Annotated in this window: 18 protein-coding genes, 1 pseudogene and 1 riboswitch; of the genes and pseudogenes, 10 read left to right on the top strand and 9 right to left on the bottom strand. The window is 70.6% G+C overall.

Annotated elements, in window-relative coordinates; all coding sequences use genetic code 11:
* The first annotated feature begins 55 nt into the window (after nucleotides 1–55).
* On the top strand, nucleotides 56–2,314 hold the full coding sequence (locus tag TFC3_RS18995) for an ATP-binding protein (protein WP_236718200.1): 2,259 nt from the start codon (nucleotides 56–58) through the stop codon (nucleotides 2,312–2,314).
* On the opposite strand, the gene TFC3_RS18990 is transcribed toward TFC3_RS18995, so the two are convergent.
* Nucleotides 2,247–2,612 carry a response regulator gene (locus TFC3_RS18990; RefSeq protein WP_067501611.1) on the bottom strand — a complete coding sequence of 122 codons (366 nt, stop codon included), beginning with the start codon at nucleotides 2,610–2,612 and terminating at the stop codon, nucleotides 2,247–2,249. The genes TFC3_RS18995 and TFC3_RS18990 overlap by 68 nt on opposite strands.
* 94 nt (nucleotides 2,613–2,706) lie before the next feature.
* On the opposite strand from TFC3_RS18990, the gene TFC3_RS18985 reads away from it, so the two are divergent.
* From TFC3_RS18985 to TFC3_RS18965, 5 genes are all read left to right on the top strand, one after another.
* On the top strand, nucleotides 2,707–3,477 hold the full coding sequence (locus TFC3_RS18985; RefSeq protein ID WP_236718199.1) for an aldo/keto reductase: 771 nt from the start codon (nucleotides 2,707–2,709) through the stop codon (nucleotides 3,475–3,477).
* Nucleotides 3,478–3,557: 80 nt separating this feature from the next.
* Entirely contained in the window at nucleotides 3,558–7,475 is a 3,918-nt protein-coding gene (gene hrpA / locus TFC3_RS18980; RefSeq protein WP_067501604.1) for an ATP-dependent RNA helicase HrpA, read from the top strand.
* 47 nt (nucleotides 7,476–7,522) lie between these two features.
* Nucleotides 7,523–9,865: a bifunctional diguanylate cyclase/phosphodiesterase gene (locus TFC3_RS18975; RefSeq protein ID WP_153040295.1), complete on the top strand. Its 2,343-nt coding sequence runs from the start codon at nucleotides 7,523–7,525 to the stop codon at nucleotides 9,863–9,865.
* Between the two features lie 80 nt (nucleotides 9,866–9,945).
* Nucleotides 9,946–10,326 carry a DUF6401 family natural product biosynthesis protein gene (locus TFC3_RS18970; protein WP_067501598.1) on the top strand — a complete coding sequence of 127 codons (381 nt, stop codon included), beginning with the start codon at nucleotides 9,946–9,948 and terminating at the stop codon, nucleotides 10,324–10,326.
* Between the two features lie 105 nt (nucleotides 10,327–10,431).
* Nucleotides 10,432–11,181: a LamG-like jellyroll fold domain-containing protein gene (locus TFC3_RS18965; RefSeq protein WP_067501594.1), complete on the top strand. Its 750-nt coding sequence runs from the start codon at nucleotides 10,432–10,434 to the stop codon at nucleotides 11,179–11,181.
* A gap of 176 nt (nucleotides 11,182–11,357) precedes the next feature.
* Here TFC3_RS18965 and TFC3_RS18960 read toward each other — a convergent pair whose 3' ends face one another.
* The 5 genes from TFC3_RS18960 to TFC3_RS38115 form a co-directional block, all read right to left on the bottom strand.
* Nucleotides 11,358–11,585 (bottom strand): hypothetical protein, encoded by a 228-nt coding sequence (locus tag TFC3_RS18960; protein ID WP_067501591.1) that lies wholly within the window; start codon nucleotides 11,583–11,585, stop codon nucleotides 11,358–11,360.
* 13 nt (nucleotides 11,586–11,598) lie between these two features.
* On the bottom strand, nucleotides 11,599–12,645 hold the full coding sequence (locus tag TFC3_RS18955; protein ID WP_067501588.1) for a B12-binding domain-containing protein: 1,047 nt from the start codon (nucleotides 12,643–12,645) through the stop codon (nucleotides 11,599–11,601).
* Entirely contained in the window at nucleotides 12,645–14,342 is a 1,698-nt protein-coding gene (locus TFC3_RS18950) for a PP2C family protein-serine/threonine phosphatase (protein ID WP_067501584.1), read from the bottom strand. Before TFC3_RS18950 ends, TFC3_RS18955 begins: the two co-directional genes overlap by 1 nt.
* A gap of 90 nt (nucleotides 14,343–14,432) precedes the next feature.
* Entirely contained in the window at nucleotides 14,433–15,200 is a 768-nt protein-coding gene (locus TFC3_RS18945; RefSeq protein WP_067507050.1) for an exodeoxyribonuclease III, read from the bottom strand.
* 62 nt (nucleotides 15,201–15,262) lie between these two features.
* Nucleotides 15,263–15,424: a hypothetical protein gene (locus TFC3_RS38115; protein WP_161952632.1), complete on the bottom strand. Its 162-nt coding sequence runs from the start codon at nucleotides 15,422–15,424 to the stop codon at nucleotides 15,263–15,265.
* Nucleotides 15,425–15,482: 58 nt separating this feature from the next.
* Here TFC3_RS38115 and TFC3_RS38110 point away from each other — a divergent pair, with 58 nt between their 5' ends.
* On the top strand, nucleotides 15,483–15,623 hold the full coding sequence (locus TFC3_RS38110) for a hypothetical protein (RefSeq protein ID WP_161952631.1): 141 nt from the start codon (nucleotides 15,483–15,485) through the stop codon (nucleotides 15,621–15,623).
* Here the strand turns inward: TFC3_RS38110 and TFC3_RS18940 are convergent.
* A complete protein-coding gene (locus TFC3_RS18940) occupies nucleotides 15,604–17,892 on the bottom strand; it encodes a bifunctional diguanylate cyclase/phosphodiesterase (RefSeq protein ID WP_067501581.1) in 2,289 nt (762 codons plus the stop codon). The two genes, TFC3_RS38110 and TFC3_RS18940, sit on opposite strands and share 20 nt — an antisense overlap.
* 24 nt (nucleotides 17,893–17,916) lie before the next feature.
* Entirely contained in the window at nucleotides 17,917–18,798 is an 882-nt protein-coding gene (locus tag TFC3_RS18935) for a universal stress protein (RefSeq protein WP_082772157.1), read from the bottom strand.
* Nucleotides 18,799–18,978: 180 nt separating this feature from the next.
* Here TFC3_RS18935 and TFC3_RS18930 point away from each other — a divergent pair, with 180 nt between their 5' ends.
* The gene (locus tag TFC3_RS18930) at nucleotides 18,979–20,262 is read left to right on the top strand and encodes a citrate synthase (protein ID WP_067501575.1); all 1,284 of its coding nucleotides are present in this window, start codon (nucleotides 18,979–18,981) and stop codon (nucleotides 20,260–20,262) included.
* Between the two features lie 6 nt (nucleotides 20,263–20,268).
* Here the strand turns inward: TFC3_RS18930 and TFC3_RS18925 are convergent, their stop codons facing one another.
* Complete coding sequence (locus TFC3_RS18925) at nucleotides 20,269–21,525, bottom strand: glycosyltransferase (protein WP_067501572.1); 1,257 nt, start codon at nucleotides 21,523–21,525, stop codon at nucleotides 20,269–20,271.
* Nucleotides 21,526–21,582: 57 nt separating this feature from the next.
* On the opposite strand from TFC3_RS18925, the gene TFC3_RS18920 reads away from it, so the two are divergent.
* Both TFC3_RS18920 and TFC3_RS18915 read left to right on the top strand, forming a co-directional pair.
* On the top strand, nucleotides 21,583–23,157 hold the full coding sequence (locus tag TFC3_RS18920; RefSeq protein ID WP_067501568.1) for a gluconokinase: 1,575 nt from the start codon (nucleotides 21,583–21,585) through the stop codon (nucleotides 23,155–23,157).
* A gap of 149 nt (nucleotides 23,158–23,306) precedes the next feature.
* A riboswitch (cobalamin riboswitch) is annotated at nucleotides 23,307–23,392 on the top strand.
* A gap of 59 nt (nucleotides 23,393–23,451) precedes the next feature.
* Nucleotides 23,452–23,666: pseudogene (locus tag TFC3_RS18915) on the top strand (protoporphyrin IX magnesium chelatase); the annotation flags it as partial.

Raw genomic sequence — 23,666 nt, 5'->3', positions numbered from 1 at the left:
CCCCCGTCGGCGGAACCGGGCCGGCGGGGGCGTTTTGCGTCTTATGCTCGCGGTGGTGAGGAGCAAAGACGGCGTGAGCGCGTGGCAGGGACGCTTCGTCGGTCCGCTGCTCGCCGCCAACGTGCTCGTCATCGGGCTCACCGCCACGCTGCTCGCGGTCGGGGCGCTGCGCGAGGACCAGCGCGCCGACGCCGCCCGGGTGATGGACCAGCGCACGGCCGTGGCCCGCAACGCCGTCACCACGGAAACCGGCAGGTACCGCGATCTGATGCAGGCCGTGGCCGCCGGCATCGGCACCAATCCCGGCTTCGACGCCGACGACTTCGCCGCCGCCACCGCTCCGCTGCAGACCGCCGGGCTCCCCGGGGCGACCGCGGTGGCCCTTGTCGTGGCCACCGCACGATCCGACGTGGCCCCGGCTCAGGCTTTCTGGCGCAAGCGTGGGGCGCCAGGGCTGGTCCTCTCGCCGAGCACTGTGGCCGGGGAGCACTACTTCTCGATCTTCCAGCGCACCCTGAACAACGGTCATCCCATCTCCGCGGGGCTGGATGTGTCCTCGGCGCCGGAGGGTTCGCAGGCCCTGCGCGAGTCCCGGTACACCGGCAAGCAGGCGGTGTCGGACGCGTATGTGCTTCTGCGGGACCGGGGTCTGCCGCCCGCCGAGCAGCAGCTGTCGTTCCTGTTCGTCACGCCGGTGATGGCCGACCGCTTCGAGGGGTGGCTCGCGCTGGGCCTGCACGGCCGCGACTTTCTCGATGGCGTACTCGACCAGGCCGGCCAAGGGACGCTCGACGGTGAGCTGTTCGCCACCACGGCCGGTCGTTCGGTGCCCATCGCCTCGTACGACGCACCGGGGCGGCGCGACTTGACCCGCACGTCCACCATCCAGGTCGCCGACCGGCAGTGGACGCTGGTGACCAGCGCCGACTCGCACCGCCTGCCCGGCGCGCGGACCAGCACCCCGGCGACCGTGCTGCTCGGCGGCATCGTGGTGACCGTCATGCTGGCCCTGCTGGTCTGGATCCTGGCCACCGGGCGCTCCCGGGCGCGCTCGCAGGTGCTGGTCGCCACCGCGGAGCTGCGCGTGGCCGAGGCGGAGAGCCGGCGCCAGGCGGGCCTGCTGCGCGCGGTCATGACCAGCATCGGCGACGGCGTCGGGGTGGTCGACGAGAACGGGCGGTTCCTGCTGCACAACCCGGCGGCCCAGGGGCTGCTGGGGGTCGACGACGACGTGGACGGACCGGGGGACTGGCAGCAGCACTACGGGCTGTTCCGAGCCGACGGGCGCACCCCGTTCCCGATGGACGAGCTGCCGCTGGTGCGGGCGCTGCGCGGCGAGCCCTCCGACGGCGTGGAGATCCTCATCCGCAACGAGCAGCGCCTGGACGGCATCCTGGTCAGCGTCGACGGGCGGCCGCTGGATCCCAGCGCGGGCCAGCACGGCGCGGTGGCGGTCTTCCACGACATCACCGAGCTGCGCCGCTACGAGACCGACCTGGCGGTGTTCGCCGGGGTGGTGGCGCACGACCTCAAGGCGCCGCTGGCGGTCATCCGCGGGCACTGCGAGACCGCAGCCGACGAACTGACCGAGGCCCCGGAAAGCCCGGAGGTGTTCGAGGCCCGGACGGCCATGGATCGCATCGCCAACGCGGTGGACCGGATGGCCGCCCTGATCGACACGCTGCTGGCCTACACGACCTCGCGGGACGCGCCGCTCAAGCTGGAGGCCGTCGCGCTGGCGCCCCTGGTGGCCGACGTCATCGGGAACCGCACCGAGGCCCTGCGGCCCGGCAGTGCCCGGCCCGACTTCTATCTGGGGCGCCTGCCCGAGGTCAAAGCCGACCCGGCGATGCTGCGGCACGTGCTGGACAATCTGATCGGCAACGCACTCAAGTACGTACCCCGTGGCGAAACTCCCCGGGTGGACGTCACAGCGGTGGCGGCCGCACCCGGCTGGACCCGCATCGAGGTCGCCGATCGTGGCATCGGCATCCCGGAAGCCGACAAGCCCGACATCTTCGAAACCTTCCACCGCGCGGCCGCCGCCGCCGGATACGCCGGCAGCGGCCTGGGCCTGGCGATCTGCCGGCGCATCGTGGAACGCCACGGCGGCAGCATCGGCGTGAGCGACAACCCCGGCGGCGGCACCCGCTTCCACTTCACGCTGCCGCTCGCCGGTGCCGGCCTGCACAAGGCGCTTGCCGAACGCACCGCCGTGCGCGACACCGCGCTGCGCAACGCCACGATCACGCCGGCCGCGGTGGCAGCAGCGACGCCACGCACGCCAGCAACTGGGCGGGCAGGAACGGCTTGAGCAGCGTCGCGCTAGCGCCCACCTCGGTCGCGCGCGCGTCGCCGGGCAGCATCGAACCGCTGGCCAGCACGACCGGGATGTGCCGCAGGCCCTCGTCGGCGCGGATCGCCCGGCACAGGTCCAGGCCGGTCATCTTGGGCATGTCGACGTCGGTGACCACGATGTCCGGGCGATGCTTGCGGACCGCCGCCAGGGCCTGCTCGCCGTCGGTGGTGGTGACAACCTGATGACCGGCTCGTTCCAGCGAACGGCGGAGCACGAACAAAATATCCTCGTGGTCCTCGGCGACGACGATCAAAGCTGCTCCGTAGGCTCATGGTGAAGTCGTATCGCAGCTATAAAGACCCACCTCATGGTGGAGACACGGGCGATCGCGGAGTTTTATGGAAGCCATGACAATCTCCTCCCAGCGTGTCGGTCCCGGCATGCCGCTGCTCGGCTTCGGCACGTGGCAACTGCGCGGCCAGGCGGCCTATGACGCGGTACGGGCAGCGCTCGACGCCGGATACCGCCACCTCGACACCGCCACCATGTACGGCAACGAGGACGAGGTGGGCCGCGCGATCGCCGACAGCGGCCTCGCCCGCGACGAGATCTTCGTCACCACCAAGATCCAGGCGGAGCGGGCCGGCCAGGAACGCGCCACCCTCGAGGCCAGCCGCAAGGCCCTGGGCCTCGAGGCCATCGACCTGTGGCTGATCCACTGGCCGCCGAGCCGGGACGCCTCCGTGCCGATGTGGCGCGAGCTGCTCGCCGCCCGCGGGAAAGGCCAGGTCAAGGCGGTCGGCGTCAGCAATTACGACCTCGCCGGGCTCGACGAGCTGATCCGGGCGACCGGGGAGAAACCAGCGGTCAATCAAATTCGTTTCGGACCCACGCTGTACGACCCCAAACTCGTCGCCGCCCACCGCGACCGCGGCATCGTCGTCGAGGGCTACTCCCCGTTCAAGACCACGAACCTCAAGGACAAGGTGCTGACCGGGATCGCCGCCGCGCACGACGTGGACACCGCCCGGGTGGTGCTGCGCTGGCATCTGCAGCACGAGATCGTGGTCATCCCCAAGAGCGCCGACCCGCAGCGCATCGCCCGCAACGCCCAGCTCGACGGCTTCGAGTTGAGCGCCGACGAGATGGCCCGGATCGACGCGCTCGGCCCCGCCTGACCGCCGCCCCCTGTTCCAAGGGGCAGCGCGGCGATAATCACCGGGCGCGCCGGGCCGCTCCCGCCTATTGTTGACGCGCCATGTCTGTAACGCCCTCCTCGGATCTTTCCGAGCTCCGCCGCAAGATGTCCGACCTCCTGCCTGCCGATGAGCGCCGGTTGCGCCGCCGCCTGGAGGGCACCCGCAAGATCCGCGACGACGCCGCGCGCTCGGCCGTGCTCGCCGAGATAAGCGCCGATGTCGACCGCGCGGCGGCGCGCCGCGCGTGGCGGATCGCCGCCGCGCCCGCGATCACGTACCCCGATCTGCCGGTCAGCGCCCGCAAGGACGACATCCTCGCGGCGATCCGCGATCACCAGGTCGTGATCGTGGCGGGCGAGACCGGCTCGGGCAAGACCACCCAGCTACCCAAGATCTGCCTGGAACTGGGCCGCGGGGTGGACGCGCAGATCGGGCACACCCAGCCCCGGCGCATCGCCGCGCGCACGGTCGCCGAGCGCATCGCCGAGGAACTGGGCACCGACCTGGGTGCCACAGTGGGCTACAAGGTCCGCTTCACCGACCAGGTGTCGGAGCAGACCATGGTCAAAGTGATGACCGACGGCATCCTGCTGGCCGAGATCCAGCACGACCGCCAGTTGCGCCGCTACGACACGCTGATCATCGACGAGGCCCACGAGCGCAGCCTCAACATCGACTTCATCCTCGGCTACCTGCGCCAGCTTCTGCCGCAACGCCCCGACCTCAAGCTGATCATCACGTCGGCGACCATCGAGACGCAGCGCTTCGCCGAGCATTTCGCCGCCGCCGACGGCACCCCCGCCCCGGTCATCGAGGTGTCCGGGCGCACGTACCCGGTCGAGGTCCGCTACCGGCCGCTCATCGAGGAGACCGAGGAGGAGCGCGAGGAGCCGGTCGACCTGGTGGACGGGATCTCCGCCGCGGTCGACGAGCTGGGGCGCGAGTCCAGCGGCGACATCCTGGTGTTCCTCAGCGGTGAACGCGAGATCCGTGACACCGCCGACGCCCTGAACAAGCGGGACCTGCGGAACACCGAAATCGTTGCGCTGTACGGCCGGCTGTCGGCGGCCGAGCAGCACAAGGTCTTCGAGCGGCACACCGGGCGCCGGGTCGTGCTGGCCACCAACGTCGCCGAGACCTCGTTGACCGTGCCGGGCATCCGCTACGTGATCGATCCCGGCACCGCCCGGATCTCGCGGTACAGCAGCCGGCTCAAGGTGCAGCGGCTGCCCATCGAAGCCGTGTCCCAGGCCAGCGCCAACCAGCGCAAGGGCCGCTGCGGACGTACCTCAGACGGTATTTGCCTTCGCCTGTATTCCGAGGAAGATTTCCAGGGGCGCCCGGAATTCACCGAACCCGAGATTCTGCGCACGAACCTCGCGTCGGTCATTCTTCAGATGACCAACCTCGGGCTCGGCGACCTGGCCAAGTTCCCGTTCATCGACCCGCCGGACAAGCGCAACATCACCGACGGCATCAAACTGCTTGAGGAACTCGGGGCGCTGGACAAGCAGAAGCTGACCCCGATGGGACGGCGGCTCGCGCAATTGCCGGTCGACCCCCGGCTGGCCCGCATGGTGGTCGAGGGCGGCGTGCAGGAATGCGTGGCCGAGGTCATGGTGATCACGGCCGCGTTGTCCATCCAGGATCCGCGCGAGCGCCCGGCTGACAAACAGCAGCAGGCCGACGAGAAGCACGCCCGGTTCACCGACAAGGAATCGGACTTCTTCTCGTACCTGAATCTGTGGCGTTATCTGCGGGAGAAGCAGCGCGAGCTGTCCGGTAACCAGTTCCGCCGGCTCTGCCGCAGTGAGTTCTTGAATTATCTGCGCGTGCGCGAATGGCAGGATCTGTATGCGCAACTGCGTCAGGTCGCGACGCGCCAACTCGATCTGACGGTGTCCGAGGACGACGAAAGTGTGCCGGAGGCCCAGCGCTTGCACACCGCGCTGCTCTCCGGTCTGCTGAGCCACATCGGACTGAAGGACACCGACAAGCGCGAGTACCTCGGCGCCCGGGGAGCCAAGTTCGCCATTTTCCCCGGCTCGGCATTGTTCAAGAAGCAACCCCGCTGGGTGATGTCGGCCGAGCTGGTCGAAACCTCGCGGCTCTGGGGCAGGGTGAACGCGCGCATCGAGCCGGAATGGGCCGAGAAATTGGCGCCGCACCTGGTCAAGCGCAGCTACAGCGAACCGCACTGGGAGAAAAAGCAAGGCGCCGTCATGGCGTACGAAAAAGTGACCCTGTACGGGTTGCCCATCGTGCCCCGGCGAAAAATCGGCTACGCCCGCGTCGACCCGGTCGTCTCCCGCGAATTGTTCATCCGGCACGCGCTGGTCGAAGGCGACTGGGACACCCACCACGCTTTCTACGCCGACAATGCGAAACTGCTCGTCCGCATCGAAGAAGTCGAGAACCGGGCCCGCCGCCGCGACATTCTGGTCGACGACGAAACCGTTTTCCAGCTGTACGACGCGCGAATCCCGGCCGACGTGGTGTCCGCCCGCCACTTCGACGCGTGGTGGAAAAAAGCGCGCCGCGACGACCCGCAACTGCTCACCTTCACCCGCGAGATGCTGGTCAACTCCGGCCGCGACGGGGTCGACCCGGGCGCCTACCCGGATGCCTGGCTGGCCGACGGCGTACGGCTGGCGTTGAGCTACCAGTTCGAGCCTGGCACCAAGGCCGACGGCGTCACCGTGCAGGTGCCGTTGCCGCTGCTCAACAAGCTCGACGCGACCGACTTCGGCTGGAACGTGCCGGGTCTGCGCAAGGAGATCATCGTCGGGCTCATCCGGGCCCTGCCCAAGCACCTGCGCACCAGCTTCGTGCCGGTGCCGGACTGGGCCGACGCGGTACTTTCGCGCATCGCGGCCCGCCGCGGCGACCTCAGCGACGCGGTCGGCGCCGAGCTGCGCCGGCTGACCGGTACGGTCGTCCCGCGCGACGCCTGGCGACCCGGCCAGGTGCCGGAGCATCTGCGGATGAACTTCCGGGTGGTCAACGACCGCAACGAGGTGGTCGGCGAGGGCCGCGACCTGGACGTGCTGCGGGCCAGCCTGGCGCCCAAGGTGCAGGCGACCATCTCCGCGGCGGCCGGTGACATCGAGCGGCGCGGGATCACCACAAATGATTTCGGTACGGTGCCGCGCTCGGTCAAACAGGTGCGCGGCGGCTACGAGGTGGCGGTCTATCCGGCGCTGGCCGACGAGAAGGACAGTGTGGCCGTACGGGTCTTCGAGACCGAGGCCGAACAGCGCTTGGCGATGCGCGCGGGCACCCGGCGGTTGCTGCTGCTCACGTTGCCCCCGGCGGCCCGCTATCTGCAGGGACGGCTGGACAATCGCGCCAAACTCGAACTTTCGCGCGGCAACCCGTACCGGTCGATCGCCGATCTGCTCGATGATTGCGCCGGCGCCGCCGTGGACCGGCTCGTGCAGGACGCGGGCGGACCGGCCTGGACGAGTGAGGAGTTCGCCAAGCTGCTCGACGAGGTGCGCGCCGACCTGGTGGATGCCACTGCTGCGGTCGTCACCCAGGTGCAGGCGGTGCTGGCCACGGCGTACGAGGTGGGCCAGCGCCTCAGTACGACCCGCGAGCCGGCCCTGCTCCCGGCCCTGACCGACATCCGCGCCCAGCTCAAGGCGCTGGTCTACCCCGGTTTCGTCACCGTCACCGGCTGGCGCCAGTTGCACCACCTGCCGCGCTACCTCAAGGGCATCGCGTACCGGCTGGACCGGCTCGGCAGTACGCTGGCCCGCGACCGTCAGCTGATGGCCCAGCTGCACGAGATCGAGCAGGAATACCGCGAGCTGCGCGCCGAGCTGCCGGTGGGCGGTCCGGCCGACGAGGGCCTGCGCGAGATCCGCTGGATGATCGAGGAGCTGCGGATCAACTTCTTCGCGCAGTCACTGGGAACGGCATACCCGGTCTCGGACAAACGCATCTTCAAAGCGATGGACCAGCTACCCGGCTGAGAAGTTGTCTGCGGTTCTGCCATTGACTTGTCCAAGATCATGCGAACGTGAGAGACGTGGGAAAGAATCCTGCGGCAGCCACAGCGGGCGAACGGCCGCGCTCAGCCCGGCAATGGTGGTTGTGGCACCTCGTGTTCTTCATCGCGGCGATGGCGGCGATCCCGTTCCTGCCCGCCGGGCCGCAGGGCGCCGTGCAGTTGCTCGGCTCCTTGCTGATCGTGGTGATCCTGCTGTTCGGAGTCCGGCTGCACCGGCCCCGGTTCGCGCTGGGCTGGCGGATGCTGGCCTTCGCCGCGGGGTACACCGTGGTCAGCAACGTGGCCTGGCGGGTGCTGCAGCAGACCCACGTGATCGGCACCTCGGCCTCGGTCGACCTGCTCTACTACACGATCTATCCGGCGCTGGGCGCGGCGCTCGCGGTGCTGCCCGTGCAGGGCCGCAAAGAATTGCGCTTCGCGGGGTACGTCGAAGCCGGCATCATCACCAGCGGCGCGCTGGTCGTGTGGTGGACCGTGCTGGTCGACCCGTACGTCTCGGAAGCCAAGCTGGCCCCCGGGGAATTCCATGTCGTCGCGTTCCCCATGCTCGACATGGTCATCTTCGCCCTGGCGTTGCGGCTGCTCCTGCTCGGCGGCGGCAGGTCTCTCTCCTGGCTGATGCTCATGGTCAGCATGGGCGCGTTGCTCACCGGCGACACGGCGTTCCTCATCGCGCTGCTGGGTGATCACGGCCCGCCGCTGGTGAGCCTCGAGTGCTGGATGCTCGCCAGCGCCCTGATCGGCACGGCGGCTCTGCACCCGTCGATGGCCGGCGCGCCCCCGGTCCAGGACGCCGACGAGGCGCGCGACATCGGCACGTCGTGGATCTACATCGGTACGGTCGTGGCGACCCCGATCATGTCCGGCATCTTCCTGCTGACCGAGCGCACCCGGCTCGGCGTCGGCGACATCATCGTCCCGGTCGGCGCCACCGCCTTGACCGCCGCCCTGGTGGTCGCGCGGATGCGCCAGCTCAACATGGTGACCCGCCGGCACGCGACCGCCCTGCAGAACTCGCTGAGCATGGAAGCGGAGCTGCGAGAGGAGCTGCGCCACCGCGCCCAGCACGACAGCCTCACCGGGCTGCCCAACCGGGAGCTGCTCTACGAACGCCTCACCTCCGCGCTGGCCGGGGAGCGGGCCGGGGCGCTGATCATTGCCGACCTGGACGCGTTCAAGGAGGTCAACGACCGCTTCGGACACGCCGTCGGGGACGAGCTGCTGCTGGTGGCATGCCGGCGGCTGGCCGAGGCCGTGCCCGGCGGCAGCATGCTTGCGCGGCTGGACAGCGACGAGTTCGCAGTGCTGGCCGAGGGGCTCGATCCCGCCGCGTGCACCAAGCTGGGCGAGCGCATCCTGTCGGCCATGCGGATGCCGTTCGAAGTGCAGGCGCACCAGCTGTTCGCCACGGTGAGCATCGGGCTGCGCGAGCTCGACAGCGGCCTGCTGACCGGGGACGTGCTCCGCGATGCCTACATGGCGTTGCACGAGGCCAAAGCGGCCGGGCGCGACCAGATGACGCAGTTCCAGCATTCTCTGAGCGAGAAGAAGACCGAAGCCGCCCGTACGGTGGAGCGCCTGCGCGGGGCCATCGAGCGCGACGAGCTGATCGTGCACTTCCAGCCGCTGATCCGCCTCGCCGACGAGCGCATGACCGGGGTGGAGGCCCTGATCCGCTGGCAGCCGCAGGGCGAGGCGATGGTGCCGCCGGACCGGTTCATCCCGGCCACCGAGGACAGCGGCCTGATCGTGCCGATCGGGGCGTGGGTGCTGCGCCGGGCCTGCGAGGTGGTCGCCGGGTGGCACCGCGCTCAGCACGCCGCCGTGGTCTCGGTGAACGTGTCGCCGCGTCAGCTACGCGAACTCGACTTCGCCGCCCAGGTGCTCTCCGTGCTCAGCGACACCGGCCTGTCCCCGGCCTCGCTCATCCTGGAGATCACCGAGGGCGTGCTGGTCGCCTCGGGCATGGTCACCGAGCAGGCCATCCGCCACCTGGTGACGCTGCGGGCTCGCGGGGTCCGGGTGGCCGTCGACGACTTCGGCACCGGCTACTCCTCGCTGGCGTACCTGCGCGACCTGCCCATCGACCTCGTCAAAATCGACAAGTCGTTCATGCCCGTGCCCGGTGAGGGCGACCAGGCGGCGCGCACCATGGTCAAGGCGATCATCGACCTGGCGGCCGGGCTCAACCTGGGCACCATCGCCGAGGGCGTCGAAACGGCCGAGCAGGTGGCGCTGCTGCGCGAACTCGGGTGCGACCGCGCGCAGGGCTTCTACTTCGCCCGCCCGCTGCCCGCCGAGCAGGCGTCCTCGCTGCTCACAAACGCCTCATGGGGCTCACGCGTGAGCTGACAGGTGCGCTGCGGGCAGCGCTCGGGTGCCGTTCGGTTACCCCGCTGCCAACGGGGGTCACGAGGCCATAAGTTCCTCTCATGACCAACGACTTCCGCGCCTTCGCCCCGGTTTCCGCCCTCACCGTTGCCGACCCGGCCACCGCGTACCTGGACGAGATGATGGCGCGGGTCGGCGTGGACGGCCTGGCTGCCGCGCTGGGTGACGCCGGGCTGCTCGCGCAGGTCGACCAGCACGCTGCTGCCGTGCGGGATGCCCTGCACAGCGCCGGCCGCGAGATGGGCGCCGAGGGTCTGGCCGCGTACGCCAAATCGATCGTCGCCGGCGCGGCCCGCATGCGCCGCTCGATCCCCGAGCCCGGTCACGCCCCGCTGACCGGCACCGCGTGGCTCGCCGCCGACTGGCACTGCATGCGCCTCGTCGCCGTCTGCCTGATCGCGGAAACGGCCGGACTGCTCTGAAAGCCCGTCCAGTCCCCGAAACCAACCGAATCGGTCAAACTACGGGCCCGAAATACTGACAACTCGCGTTTGCCTCTCTTACGCAACAAAACGTACTTTCACCCCATGCGATTCACCGCTCTGCTCGGCACAGTCCTCGCCGCGGTCACCCTGACCCCGGCCCCGGCGGGCGCCGCCCCGGCCCAGCCCGCCGCCACAGCGCCGGTCACCGTGGCGCGCTACACCTTCGACACCGGCACCGTCGGCGGCGGCAAGGTCTCCGACCGCTCCGGCCGCGGTTCCGCCCTCTCGGTCCGCCGCGTCGACGGCGGCAACATGCACTTCAACGGCACCACGGCGGACAAGTACGCCGCCTTCCCCGCGACCTGCGCGCCCAAGGCCGCAACCTGCGCCCGCTCGCTGCTCGAAGGCACCGACGACCCGCAACTGGACCCCGGCACCCGGCTGTTCCGCTGGGGCGCCACCGTCCGCGTGACAAAGGCGCAGGTCGTGGGCTCCTCCAACGTCATGCAGAAGGGTGTCTACGACACCGAGAGCCAGTGGAAGATGCAGATCGGCGCCAACCAGGCCAAAGCCCAGTGCGTCGTGATCGGCCAAGGCTCGGCCAAGCCGGACATCTACCTGGTCCGCTCCACCGTCGGCGTGGCCGACAACAAGTGGCACGACGTCATGTGCCAGCGCTCGGGCAGCTTCCTCACCGTGTACGTGGACGGCAAGGACAGCGGCCACATCACCATCCCGGCCACCCTGTCCATCGGCAACGCCAAGCCCCTGCGCATCGGCGGCCCCAACTTCAACACCACCAGCGACATGTTCCACGGCCTGCTCGACGACGTGTACGCGCGCCTCGGCTGAGGCTCTGGCCCGGGCCCTCGTAATGCTCCCGGCCCGCCGTCCGTAACGGCCCACATCGGCGGAGCTGGGACAGCAGCGGGCCGGGACCTCGGCAAGGGTCCCGGCTCGCTGCGCTGCTTGCGCTGGCTGCACTGCTTGGCCAGCGGCTCCACGGCTTGATGCGCGGTCGGATGGGATCAGCTGCGGCGGAACGCGTAGGAGCGGCCGCCGCCGCGGGTTGCACGGCCGGCCTTTTCGCGGCTCGCCCGGTCGCGGGACGCTTGGCGGCGGTCGTGCGCGCCGTGGTGGGTTGCCGGGACGGCCTTGGCGTCATCGACGGCGCCGGGCACTGCCGGCGGTACCGCGGCGATCAGGTTCTCGGCCGCGAGCGTGTCATGGTCGAGATGAACGGAAAACTCGGGCATGAAGCGGCCTCCGTTAAGCCGCCAACCCAGCATCCAAGAACCCCCTGGCCGCCGGGTAGTCCCGTAGCTGGTCCCGGACCAGCCGCAACCCCGTCTGCAGGGCCACCGCCGGCACCCCTCGAGCCTCCAGCACCGCCTGCGTCCAGCTCACAAAGTCGGTAAAAATTACCTGGTCACCGACGTACAACGCAGCCGCCAGGAAGTCGACGATGTGGCCCAGGTCCTCGGCGGTGGCGTCGGTCTGGCGTTGGTCGTACTCGGCCATGCCGGGGTAGGCGGCGTGGAGTTTGTCCAGGCCGGTTCGCACCAGGGTGGCGCGGTTGCGGACCACATAGGTGTATTCCTCGTCCCCGAGCGCCCCCGAAGAACCGAGGGAGGCTTTGTACGGGTCGGTCAGGGGTGGGGGCCAGTTCTCGGCCAGCCGCATCACCGCCGCGTCGGCGTGGGGTTCCCAGGCGTCGGCACCCAGTTTGCGGGCCCAGCGGCCGTCGGGGCCGAAGCCTCGGCCGCCGGCAATGACGGGTACGCCGACCGAGCGGCAGGCGGTGATCGCGGCGTGAGCCCGGGGGAGACGGGTGGGAATCATGCAGCTCAGCGCCACCGCGTCCGGGCCGGTCTGGTGCAGGTGGGTCACCAGGTGGGGGCCGGGCACGTTGGCGCCCAGGAAGTCGACCCGCCAGCCGTCCAGGCGGAGTACCTCGCCTAGGATGCGGCCCGGCAGGGCATGCCATTCACCGTCGGCGCAGGCCACAGTGATACGGCCGCGGGTCGGGCGCGTGTTGTTGCGGGCGGCCACTGCGGCCAGGGCTCGTTCGCTGATGGCTGTGGCGGCGTGTTCCCGGGCCACCGACCAGGCGTTTGTGGCCCACAGTTCCCCGACGCGGGCTTGGGTGGGGGCGATCAGATCAACCATGACCCGCTGCGCCGGTACGCCCGCATCCAGTAAGGCGTTCACCATCTCGACAGCCCCGTACTCGTCGCCGTCGCCGACCAGGGACAGGAACCGGTCGCCGGCCTCGGGGCCGGTTGCCGTCAGGGGGGACGTGCTGGTGGCTGTCATCAGCGGTTACGGTTCCTCCGGTCGCCCCGCCGGGCTTCGATGGCAAACGGGGACAGCGGCGTGGCACCGGTGTCCATCAGGCTGAGCCGGGTGCGGGCCGGGGCGCGCACCGCGAGCATGGCGATGTCGTCGCGTACGCCGCCGTGCACCCAGTCCGACACGAGCTGGCGGACGCGTTCCACCGCCGCATCGCCGGGCATGCCCCGGCACCCGGCCAGGGCGTCGCGCAGCCGGGTCTCACCGTATTGTTCCTGCCCGCTGGGCCCGCCGCGGGCCTCGGTGAGCCCGTCGCTGTAGAACAGGCAGGTCTCGCCGGGGGCCAGCTCGATGGTCGCGGGCTGCACGGTGATCTGCGGGACCACACCGATCAGGGTGCCCTTGACCGGCGCGGCTTCCACCGTCCCGTCGTTGCGCAGGATCAGCGGCACCGGGTGGCCGCCGGTGGCCAGGGTGAGCCGGACCCGGCCGTGTTCGATGCGGCTGAGCGCGCCGATCACCAGGGTGGCGAAGCGGTGCTGGCGGGTGGCGCCGAGCAGGGCCTGGTTGAGCACGGTCAGCATGACCGCCGGGTCGTCCTCGAGCAGCCGCAACGCCCGCAGGGTCTGGCGGATCTTGCCGGTGAGCACCGCCGCTTCCGGTCCCTTGCCGCACACGTCACCCAGCACGATCACCGTGTCGGAGCTGCGAGCGGTAGGCTCGAACACGTCGTAGAAGTCGCCGCCGATGCGCAGCTCGTCGCGGGCGGCCTGGTAGGAGCCGATCAGCTCGATCCCGTCGGGTTGGGGCAGCTCCGGGGGCAGCAGGTCGGCCTGCAGGATCGCCGTGGTGTCGACCTGATCGCGGTAGAGCGCGGCGGCGGAGAGGGCGGCGCCGGCCCGCGCGGCGAAGATGCGGGCGAGCATCTCGTCCTCGGGGGTGAACGCCGGTGCGGGTCCCCGGCGGGCCAGGATCAGCGCGCCGGCCGGCTCGGCGTTGCCGGGCAGCGGGATCGCCAGCAGGGCGCCGACCGGTCCGAAGTCCTCGGGCAGCAGCCAGGCCGGGGCCTGCGAGGGGTCGAGCCAGCGGCTGGGGATCGGCGGGAAACCGGCGAGGGCCTCCTCCAGGCCGGGCACCTCGCCGAGCAGCCGCTCGCGCAGCATGCCCTCCTCCAGCGTTTCGCCGGCAACCAGGCGGATCCACTCGCTCTGCCGGCGTCGTGCGGGCAGGAAGACCATCGCGGCGTCGGCCAGGTGTGACACCGCTAGTTCGGCGGTGGTACGCAGGCAGCGCCGCTGGTTGAGCGAAGCCGACAGCCGCCGCCCGGCCTCAGCCAGGAACGTGGTGCGAGCACGCTCGGCGTGGAACTGGGCGGCGCGGCGTACCTCTTCGGTGCTGTCTCGCAGATACCAGGCGTAGTGGCCGGCGTCGAGCGGGCGGCGCCGGCCCTCGAGGTGGCGCTCGCCGTGCTCGGCGGAGAACGTCTCGGCGCCTCCAGCGGTCGCCTCGGCCAACGCGGTGAAGGCGCAGTCGCGGGTGCCGGCGCCCGGTTCGAGGTCCGGGACCAGCTCGGCTGCCGCCGCGTTGACCAACACGATCGTGTCCCCGTCGGCGGCGCACAGGATGATCGCCTCACTTGAGGCGTCCAGCGCCGCGCGCAGCAGAGCCGGGGTGGGAGAGCCGGTTGAGCGCACGCCGGCCTGAACGGGTAAACGGCTCATCAACGGTCCTCCCTTCTTCCGGTACAGATCCTGACCAGCCTACGCCTCCTGACCGTCCGCGCCTCCCGGCTCAGCGCCGCGCCGCACAGTTCACAGCGAGGCGTCCACGACGATGGGCGCATGATCCGAGGGACCTTTGCCCTTACGGGCCTCCCGGTCAACCACTGCGTCGGTGACCGCGGCAGCCACATCGGCGGTGGCGTACACCAGGTCGATACGCATGCCCAGGTTCTTGTGGAACATGCCGGCACGGTAGTCCCAGTAGGTGAACGGATGGTCGCCTTTCATGGGACGCGGGACGACGTCGGTGAGACCCAGGCCACGCAGCGCGGCCAGGGCGTCACGTTCCGGCGGGGTGACGTGGGTGGAGTTGACGAACACGCCCGGGTCCCAGACGTCGTCATCGGTGGGGGCGACGTTGAAGTCGCCGGTCAGCACGGCCGGGCCCTTCTGCCCGGCCAGGGCGGCGCGCAAGGCCGCGAACCACTGCAGCTTGTACGCGTAGTGCGGGTCGTCCGGGGTGCGCCCGTTGGGCACGTAGATGGAGGTGAAGCGGACCCCGCCGCAGGTGGCGCTGATCGCTCGGGCCTCGGGGCCGGGGTAGCCGGGCTCGCCGTCGAAGCCGCGTTGCACCTCCTGCAGGCCGACCTTGGACAGCAGGGCGACCCCGTTCCAGCGACCCTGGCCGTACGCAGCGGTCTCGTACCCGAGCGCAGCGACCTCGTCGGCCGGGAAGCCATCGGCGGCGACCTTGGTTTCCTGCAGGCACAGCACGTCGGGGGCGGTCTGCTCCAGCCACTCCAGCAGCCGGGGGAGCCGGGCCTTTACCGAGTTCACGTTCCAGGTGGCGAAGCGCATGACCCCAGCCTGCCGCATCCGGGCCGGATCAGCCGGGCGGCACCCCGGTAAGGGGACAGGGGTCAGGCGGTGGGGCGGCGCTGCGGGGTGCGGCGCTCGGCGCTGGCCGGCGCGGCGTTGGAGCGCACGGCGGAGATCAGCGCCGCGGTGAGGCCGGACACGAGCACGAGCAGGACGGCGACGAGCCAGATCGTCGCGCCTCCGGTCCCGATCAAAGTCGCCACAGATGTCGCCTCCCGGTCCTGGTCCGAACGTCCCTGTCATCGGCAGAGGGAGCCCGCGATGAAGGATCTGGAAGCGAATGATGCCGGACTTGCGGGGTGGTGCGGAAGGGGTTGGCGGGACCTTTATCACGAAGAGGTAAAGATGATGCGGCTGAGCTGCAGCGATGCTTCAGAGCAGCTCAAGAATTACCGGCTGTGAGCGGGGCCGGGCCGCTGACGTGCCGGTGCACGGCCCAGTGCAGCACGAAGTCACCTGCTGCGACGCCCGGACCCCACAGCCAGCCCTGACCCTGGGTGACGCCCACGCCGGCCAGCGCGTCGCGTTGCACCCGGGTTTCCACCCCCTCGGCGACGATGCTCAGGCCCAGCGCCCGGCTCATCGCCACGACCGCCCGTACGATCTCCTCGTCTTCGCCGTGATCGCCGAGCCCGGACACGAACGAGCGGTCCACCTTCACCCCGGTGACCGGGAAGCGGCGCAGATAGCCCAGCGCGGAGAAGCCGGTGCCGAAGTCGTCGACGAGTAGCCGCAACCCCAGCTCGCGTAGTTCGAAGAGCACCTTGGCGGCCACCCCGCCGCCGTCGACCATCACCGACTCGGTCATCTCCAGCGCCACCGCCGACGACGGCAGCCCGTACTGCAGCAGCTCCGCCGAGATGATCAGCGGCAGGGCGGGCTCCACAAGCTGGCGCGGGGACACGTTCACCGACATGTAGAACGACTCGTCGACAGTGCCGCCGGCTCGCCACTCGGCCAGTTGGCGCAGGGCCTCGTTGCGCACCCAGGTGCCCAGCGCGCCGATCAACCCGCAATCCTCGGCGACCGGGATGAAGGTCATCGGTGGGATCGGCCCGCGGGTCGGATGCGTCCAGCGGGCCAGGGCCTCGGCGCCGGCCGGCCGGCCGGTGCCGAGATGCACGATGGGCTGGTAGACGACGTGCAACTGCCCCTCGGCCAGGGCGGTGCGCAGGGCGCCTTCCAGCTCGATGCGTTCGCGGACCCGGTCATGCATGGAGGTGTCGAAGATCGTCGCGCGTCCCGGACCCTCGGCCTTCGACCGGTACATCGCGGTGTCGGCATCGCGCAGCAGCGCCTCGGCCGTGGCCGCCGGATCACCCCCACCCGCGGCATGGGCAAGACCAAGAGAAGCACTGATGACAACCTCTGTTTCCCGTACGGGCAGAGCAGACCCGAAACAGCCCTGCATCCCCTCCACGAGTCGCAACGCGCCGCTCTCCTCACCCACGTGGGCCACCACGAACTCGTCGCCACCCACCCGGGCCAGCACCGTGCCCGCCGGCAGGGCAGCCCGCAGCCGCGCCCCCACCGCGATCACCAGTTGGTCACCGGCGTCGTGCCCCCACGAGTCGTTCACCCACTTGAACCCGTCGAGGTCCAGGAATGTCACCCAGATCCGCTCCGGGCAGTCCGCGCTCGTGGTGGCAACCAGGCGCTCCACCTCGGCCGTGATCGCGCGCCGGTTGGGCAGCCCGGTCAACGGGTCATGCCGGGCCTGGTGCTCCGAGCGCAGCTGCGCCTCGACCTGCGCCTGCACCGCAGACACGGCCCGCAGCAGCAGCAACGCCACGATGATGACCCCGCCGGCCCCGATCACCAGGCGGGTGCCCAGGCCGGCGCCCACGGTCACCAGCAGCACGAACGGGGTGATGACGGCGGGCACGAGCAGCAGCATCCGGCGCCACGACCAGGCCTGCACCGGGTGCCGGTCGGCATGCCCCAGCTCGACCACCGACGGGTGCAGCGCGGCCACCCCGAGCAGCGTGAACGTCAACAGGAACGGGGCGTCCAGCAGCGGCGAGCCGTACGAGCGCCCGGCCAGCCCGATCACGCTGTACGCCAGGTCCCCGCAGATCAGCAAGCCGATGCAGGCCACCAGCAACCGCAGGCTCACCGGCCACGTGCGCGCGGTGAAGCTCAGGTTGATCCCCAGCGCGAGCAGCACCACGTCGAACAGCGGGTACAGCCCGGACAGCACCGACTCGGCGACCGGCTGCCCGGAGATCGCCATGCCCGGCATCGCCAGCAGCAGCGCGCTGGCCAGGGCCCCGGCCATGCACACGATCAGCCCGTCGAGCACCGCGTGCCGCTCGATGCTGCCCCGCGCGCGCAGCAGCAGGGCGAAGAAGATGCCCAGGAAGACGTACGCTGGGACGATCACCGCGTCGGCGATCAGCGGCTGGGTGATGACCATCGGGCGGACCAGCACCCCGGCCAGGAAGAACAGCCCGGTGGCGGCCATGAACGGCCAGGCCGACCGCGGCTCGGCGTGGTAGTGCCGCGGCACGGTGAAGCAGGCGACGATGGTGCCCGCGCCGACGACCAGAAAGCACAGCGCGTTGACAACCGGCGACACGTCCAGGACATAGAGCGCCGTCGCCAGGACGCCGGCCGCTCCGAACGCCTGCCAGGCCCGCGGTCCGAGGACCGGAGGAGCAGTGTTTCGCACCCCGTATCGCCCCCTGGCACCCTGTTAGCTGATCAATGCTGCCGCCGATGGCACCGTACCGTCCGCCGGGCCGTCCCCGGCAGGGGTTCCATGGACAAACGCTGAGCTTCCGTGAACAAAGACGGTCGGGCAGGCGCAGCGGCAGAGCAACTCCGCGGCGACCGCCCCCAGCAAGGTGTTGCTGTCGGTGCCGCGCGGGCCCACCATCATGACTCTGGCGCGCCGGGAAGCCCGCACGAGCACCAGGGCGGGATCGCCGATGAGCAGCTGCGGACGTACCGGGATGCAATCCTGCAGTGCCCCCACCGTCTGCTCCAGCAGGCGCCGCCCGGCCTGCGCCCCCGCGGCGTCGCCCACCACGTGCGCGACCTCGAGCTTGACCTGCCGGCGCCGGGCCTCGGCGGCGGCCAGCCGCACCGCCATGAGCGAGCACGGCGAGCCGTCCACCGCCGCCAGCACCGGACCGGCCGGCGGGCGCACCCCGCGCGCGATCGCCACCGGGCAGCGCGCATGCGCGACCACCTGGACCAGCACGGCCTCCGGGGGCAGATGCGGACCGGCCGCCAGCCCGTCGTCGCCGAGCACGAGCAGCTGCGCGGACCGGCTCTGGCGCACCAGCTCGCGCACCGGCTGGCCGTCGGTCACGCGTCCCTCGACCCGCACGCCCGGCACCGTGCGCAGCGCCGTCGCGACCGCCTCCTGCACAATCTGCCCGGCATCGTGTCGCGCGGCGGCATAATCAGGGGGATCATCGAGGTAGCGCGTGCCCGGCCAGGCGAAGGCGTGCAGGATCCGCAAGGCAACCCCGCGAGCCACCGCTTCCCGGGCGCCCAGCCGCGTGGCGGCCAGGCCCGCGGCTGTTCCGTTGACGGCCACGACGACAGGAGCAGGTTCGGCTATCTGCATCGGTTCAACACCTCCGCACCGCGACAACGCGGTCTACAGACCATTATCTATGGTGTGACGGTCCGCACCTATTCGTGATCAATCCCTCAGCGATCGAGGCGGCTGATGACCCGTTCAGCTTGAGGGTTTACGGTGAACAGCAGGTTTTTGGCGACATCTGCCGGTGAAGTGAGGGAAATAATGACGGATGTCAAGCTCGACCACCCCGGTGGCCAATTGTCCCTGCCGGTGCGCCCGGCCGTCGAGGGGCCCGGGGGTATCGAGATCGGCGCCCTCCTGAAGGAGACCGGTTACGTCACCCTCGACCAGGGCTTCGTGAACACGGCTTCCTGCGCGTCGGCGATCACGTATATCGACGGTGACGCGGGGATCCTGCGCTACCGGGGCTTTCCGATCGAACAGCTCGCGGGCAAGGCCTCCTTCCTGGAGGTCTCCTACCTGCTGATCCATGACGCGCTGCCGACCCCGGCCCAGCTGGGCGAGTTCGCGGACAAGATCCGGGTGCACACCCTGCTGCAGGAGGAGATGCGCTCCTTCTTCTCCGGGTTCCCGCGCGACGCCCACCCGATGGCGGTCCTGTCCTCGGCGGTCACCGCGCTGTCGACGTTCTACCAGGACGCACTCGACCCGGCCGATCCCGAGCAGGTCGAGATCTCCGGCATCCGGCTGATGGCGAAGCTTCCGACCATCGCGGCTTACGCGTACAAGAAGTCCATCGGGCACCCGCTGCCCTACCCGGACAACTCGCTGGACTACGTGCACAACTTCCTGCGCATGACGTTCGGCCTGCCGACGGTCAACTACGAGGTCGACCCGAAAATCGCCGAAATCCTCGACATGCTGTTCGTGCTGCACGCCGATCACGAGCAGAACTGCTCCACCTCCACGGTGCGGCTGGTCGGCTCGGCCGGGGCCAACCTCTACTCCTCGGTGGCGTCGGGCATCAACGCGCTGTCCGGCCCGCTGCACGGCGGCGCCAACTCGGCGGTGCTCGAGATGCTCGAGCAGATCCGCGCCGACGGTGGTGACGTCCAGTCCTTCGTGCGCCGCGTCAAGGCGAAGGAGAAGGGCGTCAAGCTGATGGGCTTCGGCCACCGGGTCTACAAGAACTATGACCCGCGCGCCGCCATCGTCAAGAAGGCCGCCCAGGACGTGCTGTCCACCATGGACAAGCCCGACCCGCTGCTTGACTTGGCCTTCCAGCTCGAGGAGATCGCGCTCGCGGACGACTACTTCGTCTCCCGCAAGCTCTACCCGAACGTCGACTTCTACACCGGCCTGATCTACAAGGCGCTGGGGTTCCCGACGAAGATGTTCACCGTGCTGTTCGCGCTGGGCCGCCTGCCCGGCTGGATCGCGCAGTGGAGCGAGCAGGCGTCCGACCCGGCCACCAAGATCGGCCGCCCGCGCCAGCTCTACACCGGTGAGGCCGAGCGCCAGTTCGTGCCGATCTCGCAGCGCTGAGGTTCATCACGCGCTGACGGTCTTTCCGCTGCCCGGGTTCTCGAGCCATGTGAGGATCCGGGCAGCTCCGTCTTCGGCGGCCAACTGCCGGGCGATCTCACCAGCACGCTGCTTCAGCGTCACGGCCGTGACGATGGCCTGTGCGAGCCGGTCGGCGGTGAGCTGCGGCAGGGGCAGCGGCGGCGGGCTCACCCCGAGGGCGTGCAGGCGGCGGGCCCAGAACGGCTGATCTGCCAATACAGGTACGGCTACAGCAGGCACTCCGGCTCGCAAAGCCGCCCCGGTTGTCCCCGCGCCGGCGTGGTGGACCACTGCGGACGTACCGGGAAAAAGCCAATCGTGAGGCAGCGGGCCGACGCCCAGGATGTCCGGATGGTCCCCGACGTGCAGCCCCGACCACCCGGCCTGCACGATCGCGCGCACCCCGGCCCGGCGGATCGCCTCAAGCACCGCAGTGGCCAGCCGTTCGCCCTGCCCGGGGGCCATGCTGCCGAACCCGATGAACACCGGCGGCGGCCCGGCCCGCAGAAAGCCCGTCACCTCGGCCGGTGGTTCCCAGGCCTGCGGGCGCGCCGGCCACCAGTAGCCGGTCACCTCGTGCGACGCCGGCCAGTCCCGGGGGCGCGGCACCACGATCTCGCTGAAGCCGTGAAACGTCGGATACCGGTGCCGCTGCTCGCGTTCCAGAAGCCTGGTGCTTTTGCGCGGCAACCCCAGCCGCTCGCGCAGCTCGCGGATCGGACCCCGGTACAGCGGCCGCGCGGTGGCCTCGGTGACCTCGCCCATCCACCGGTTGACCGCCGGCACGCGGGTGTCGCGGCCCCCGGTCAGCACCGGCCCGAACGCGCCGGTGGGGAAGACCGGTTGCAGGAACACGCCGGCGTACGCGATGCCGGCCGCCTCCGCCACCGAGTAGCCCAGCGGCGCGACCACCGTGGACAGCAGCATCACCTGTGCCCGGCTCTCGCGCACCGCCGCGGCAATCCCGTCGCCCAGCTCCGCTACGAGCGGGCGCGCAATTTTCAGCAAGCGCAACAACGCGCGCGGGCCCGTACCCGATTCCGGTCCGGCTTGTCCCCGCGCCTGCGGCAGGATCTCGCGCAGATCTCCCGGCAGCGGCAGAAAAGGCAGCTCAACGATGTCGCGGAACTGCTCGTGGGTGGCGATCGTGACCGTGTGGCCCGCCTCGGCGAGCCGGGCGCCCAGCCCGGTGTAAGGCGCGACATCGCCCAGCGACCCCGACGTCACGATCAGCACCCGCATGACTCCATCATCTCCCGGGCATGTTCGGGTCAATCGTCAGCTCCGGGGAGGCACGCCATGGACGTCGTCATCGGCATCGACACGGGCACCACCGCCACCAAGGGCGTGGCCGCCGGCATCGACGGCGAGGTGCGGGTCAGCACCAGCGTGCACTACCCGCTGTCGGTGCCCGGCCCGGGCCGCGCCGAGCTGGACGCCTCCCGGCTGCGCGACGCGGCGATCGAGGCCCTGGTCACCGTGGCCCAGGCGGTCCGCGAACGCGGCGACCGGGTGGTGGCGGTGAGCCTGTCGGCGTTCCTGCACGGGCTGGCCCCGCTCGGCGCCGACGGAACCCCGCGCGGCCCGCTGATCACCTGGGCCGACAATCGTGCCTCGGCGCAGTCGCGGCGGATCGCGGAGACCGGGCGGGCCAGGGTGCTGCAGGCCCGGACCGGCACCCCGGTGCACCCGATGGCGCCCCTGGCCAAGCTGGCCTGGTGGCGCGACGAGGACCCGGCGACGCTGCGCGACACCCCGCGCTGGGGCGGCGTCAAGGAGGTCGTGCTCGGCGGGCTGGCGGGGGAGGGCTTCGTGCTCGACCTGTCGGTTGCCTCGGGCACCGGCATGTACGACATCCACGAGCGGCGCTGGGACCCCGAGGCGCTGGACATCGCCGGGGTCCGGCCGGACCAGCTCGCCGAGGTGGTGCCGACCACGACGGCGTTGAAGCTGCACCCCGACGTGGCCTCGGCAGCCGGGTTGCCCCCGGGCACCCCGCTGATCATCGGCGCGGCCGACGGACCCCTGGCCAACCTGGGCGTCGGAGCCACCCCGGCCGGGGTCGCGGCCGTCTCGCTGGGCACCAGCGGTGCATTGCGCATGCTCGTCGACCACCCGGTGGCCGACCAGGCCGGGCGGCTGTTCTGCTATGCGCTCACCGAGAACCGGTGGGCGCTGGGCGGCGCGATCAACAATGCCGGCTCGGTGGTGCGCTGGGCCGGGCAGACCATGGCCGAGGGCTTCGACCGCCCGGCCGCCGAGGGCGAAGACGCGGACGTACGGGACGCGGCGCTGCTGGTGGAAGCGGCGCAAGCCCCGCCGGGAAGCGACGGGTTGTTGTGCCTGCCATACCTGCTCGGGGAGCGGGCGCCCTGGTGGCGTGGCGGCATGCGCGGAGCCTACCTGGGGTTGCGCCGCGAGCACGGGCGCGCCCACCTGGTCCGGGCGGCGGTCGAAGGTGTGTGCCAGCAACTCGCGCTGGTCCGTGACACCTTCGCGGCTGAGAACATTGCGATGACCGAGGTACGGGCAACCGGCGGCGCTGTCAACTCCGGACTCTGGGTCGGCGTGCTCGCGGCGGCGCTGGACCTGCCGGTCGCGATCGCGGACACCCCGGAAGGCACCGGGCTGGGGGCGTGCCTGCTCGGGCTGCACGCCATCGGCGACCTGCCCGACCTGGACGAGGCCGCGGCGCTGATCGACATCACCGGCCACACCCGGCCCGACCCGCACGACGCCGGGCTGTACCGGCGGCTGCGCCCGCTGATCGAGAAGTCGGCTGAGGCGGTCACCGACGTGCTGACCGAGCTGGACTCGCTGGCGCCCTCGCCGCTGCCCAGCACGGAGAAGGCGGTCGGGGCCGGGCCCGCTTGATCTCCTCGCTCGCTGTCTCTTCGCTCGTGCTGTCTTTTCGCCTGCGCGATCTTCTTGCCTGCGCGGGCGCGGCCTGCGTGAGCCTTGACACGGGGGCTCGCGTTGACGGCGCCCGCGCGGGTGAGAAAGAGTGACGGCGAGCGGTAGCGGAGGAACCCGGTGCAAGTCCGGGACGGTCCCGCCACTGTGACCGGGCGCTGCGCTACGCCGGCGGGGCCTGGGAGTCAGGAGACTCCGGCCGCTCGCACCCTCTCCCACACGCGGGCGTGGACACCCGCGGAAAGGACCTTCTGCGTGACGCCGTACCCGTTCTCCGCCGTCGTCGGCCTCGATGACCTGCGCCTCGCCCTGCTGCTGACGGCGGTGTCCCCGGCCGTCGGGGGCGTGCTCGTGCGAGGTGAGAAAGGCACGGCCAAGAGCACCGTCGTACGAGCCCTGGCCGCCCTGCTGCCCGAGGTCGACGTGGTGCGCGGCTGCCGCTTCGCCTGCGACCCGGCCGACCCCGACCC

Origin of the sequence: Actinoplanes sp. TFC3 (assembly GCF_001553785.1) — a bacterium.
GTDB lineage: Bacteria > Actinomycetota > Actinomycetes > Mycobacteriales > Micromonosporaceae > Actinoplanes.
Note: the sequence above shows the minus strand (reverse complement) of the source record. Positions and strands in the feature narration are given on the sequence as shown.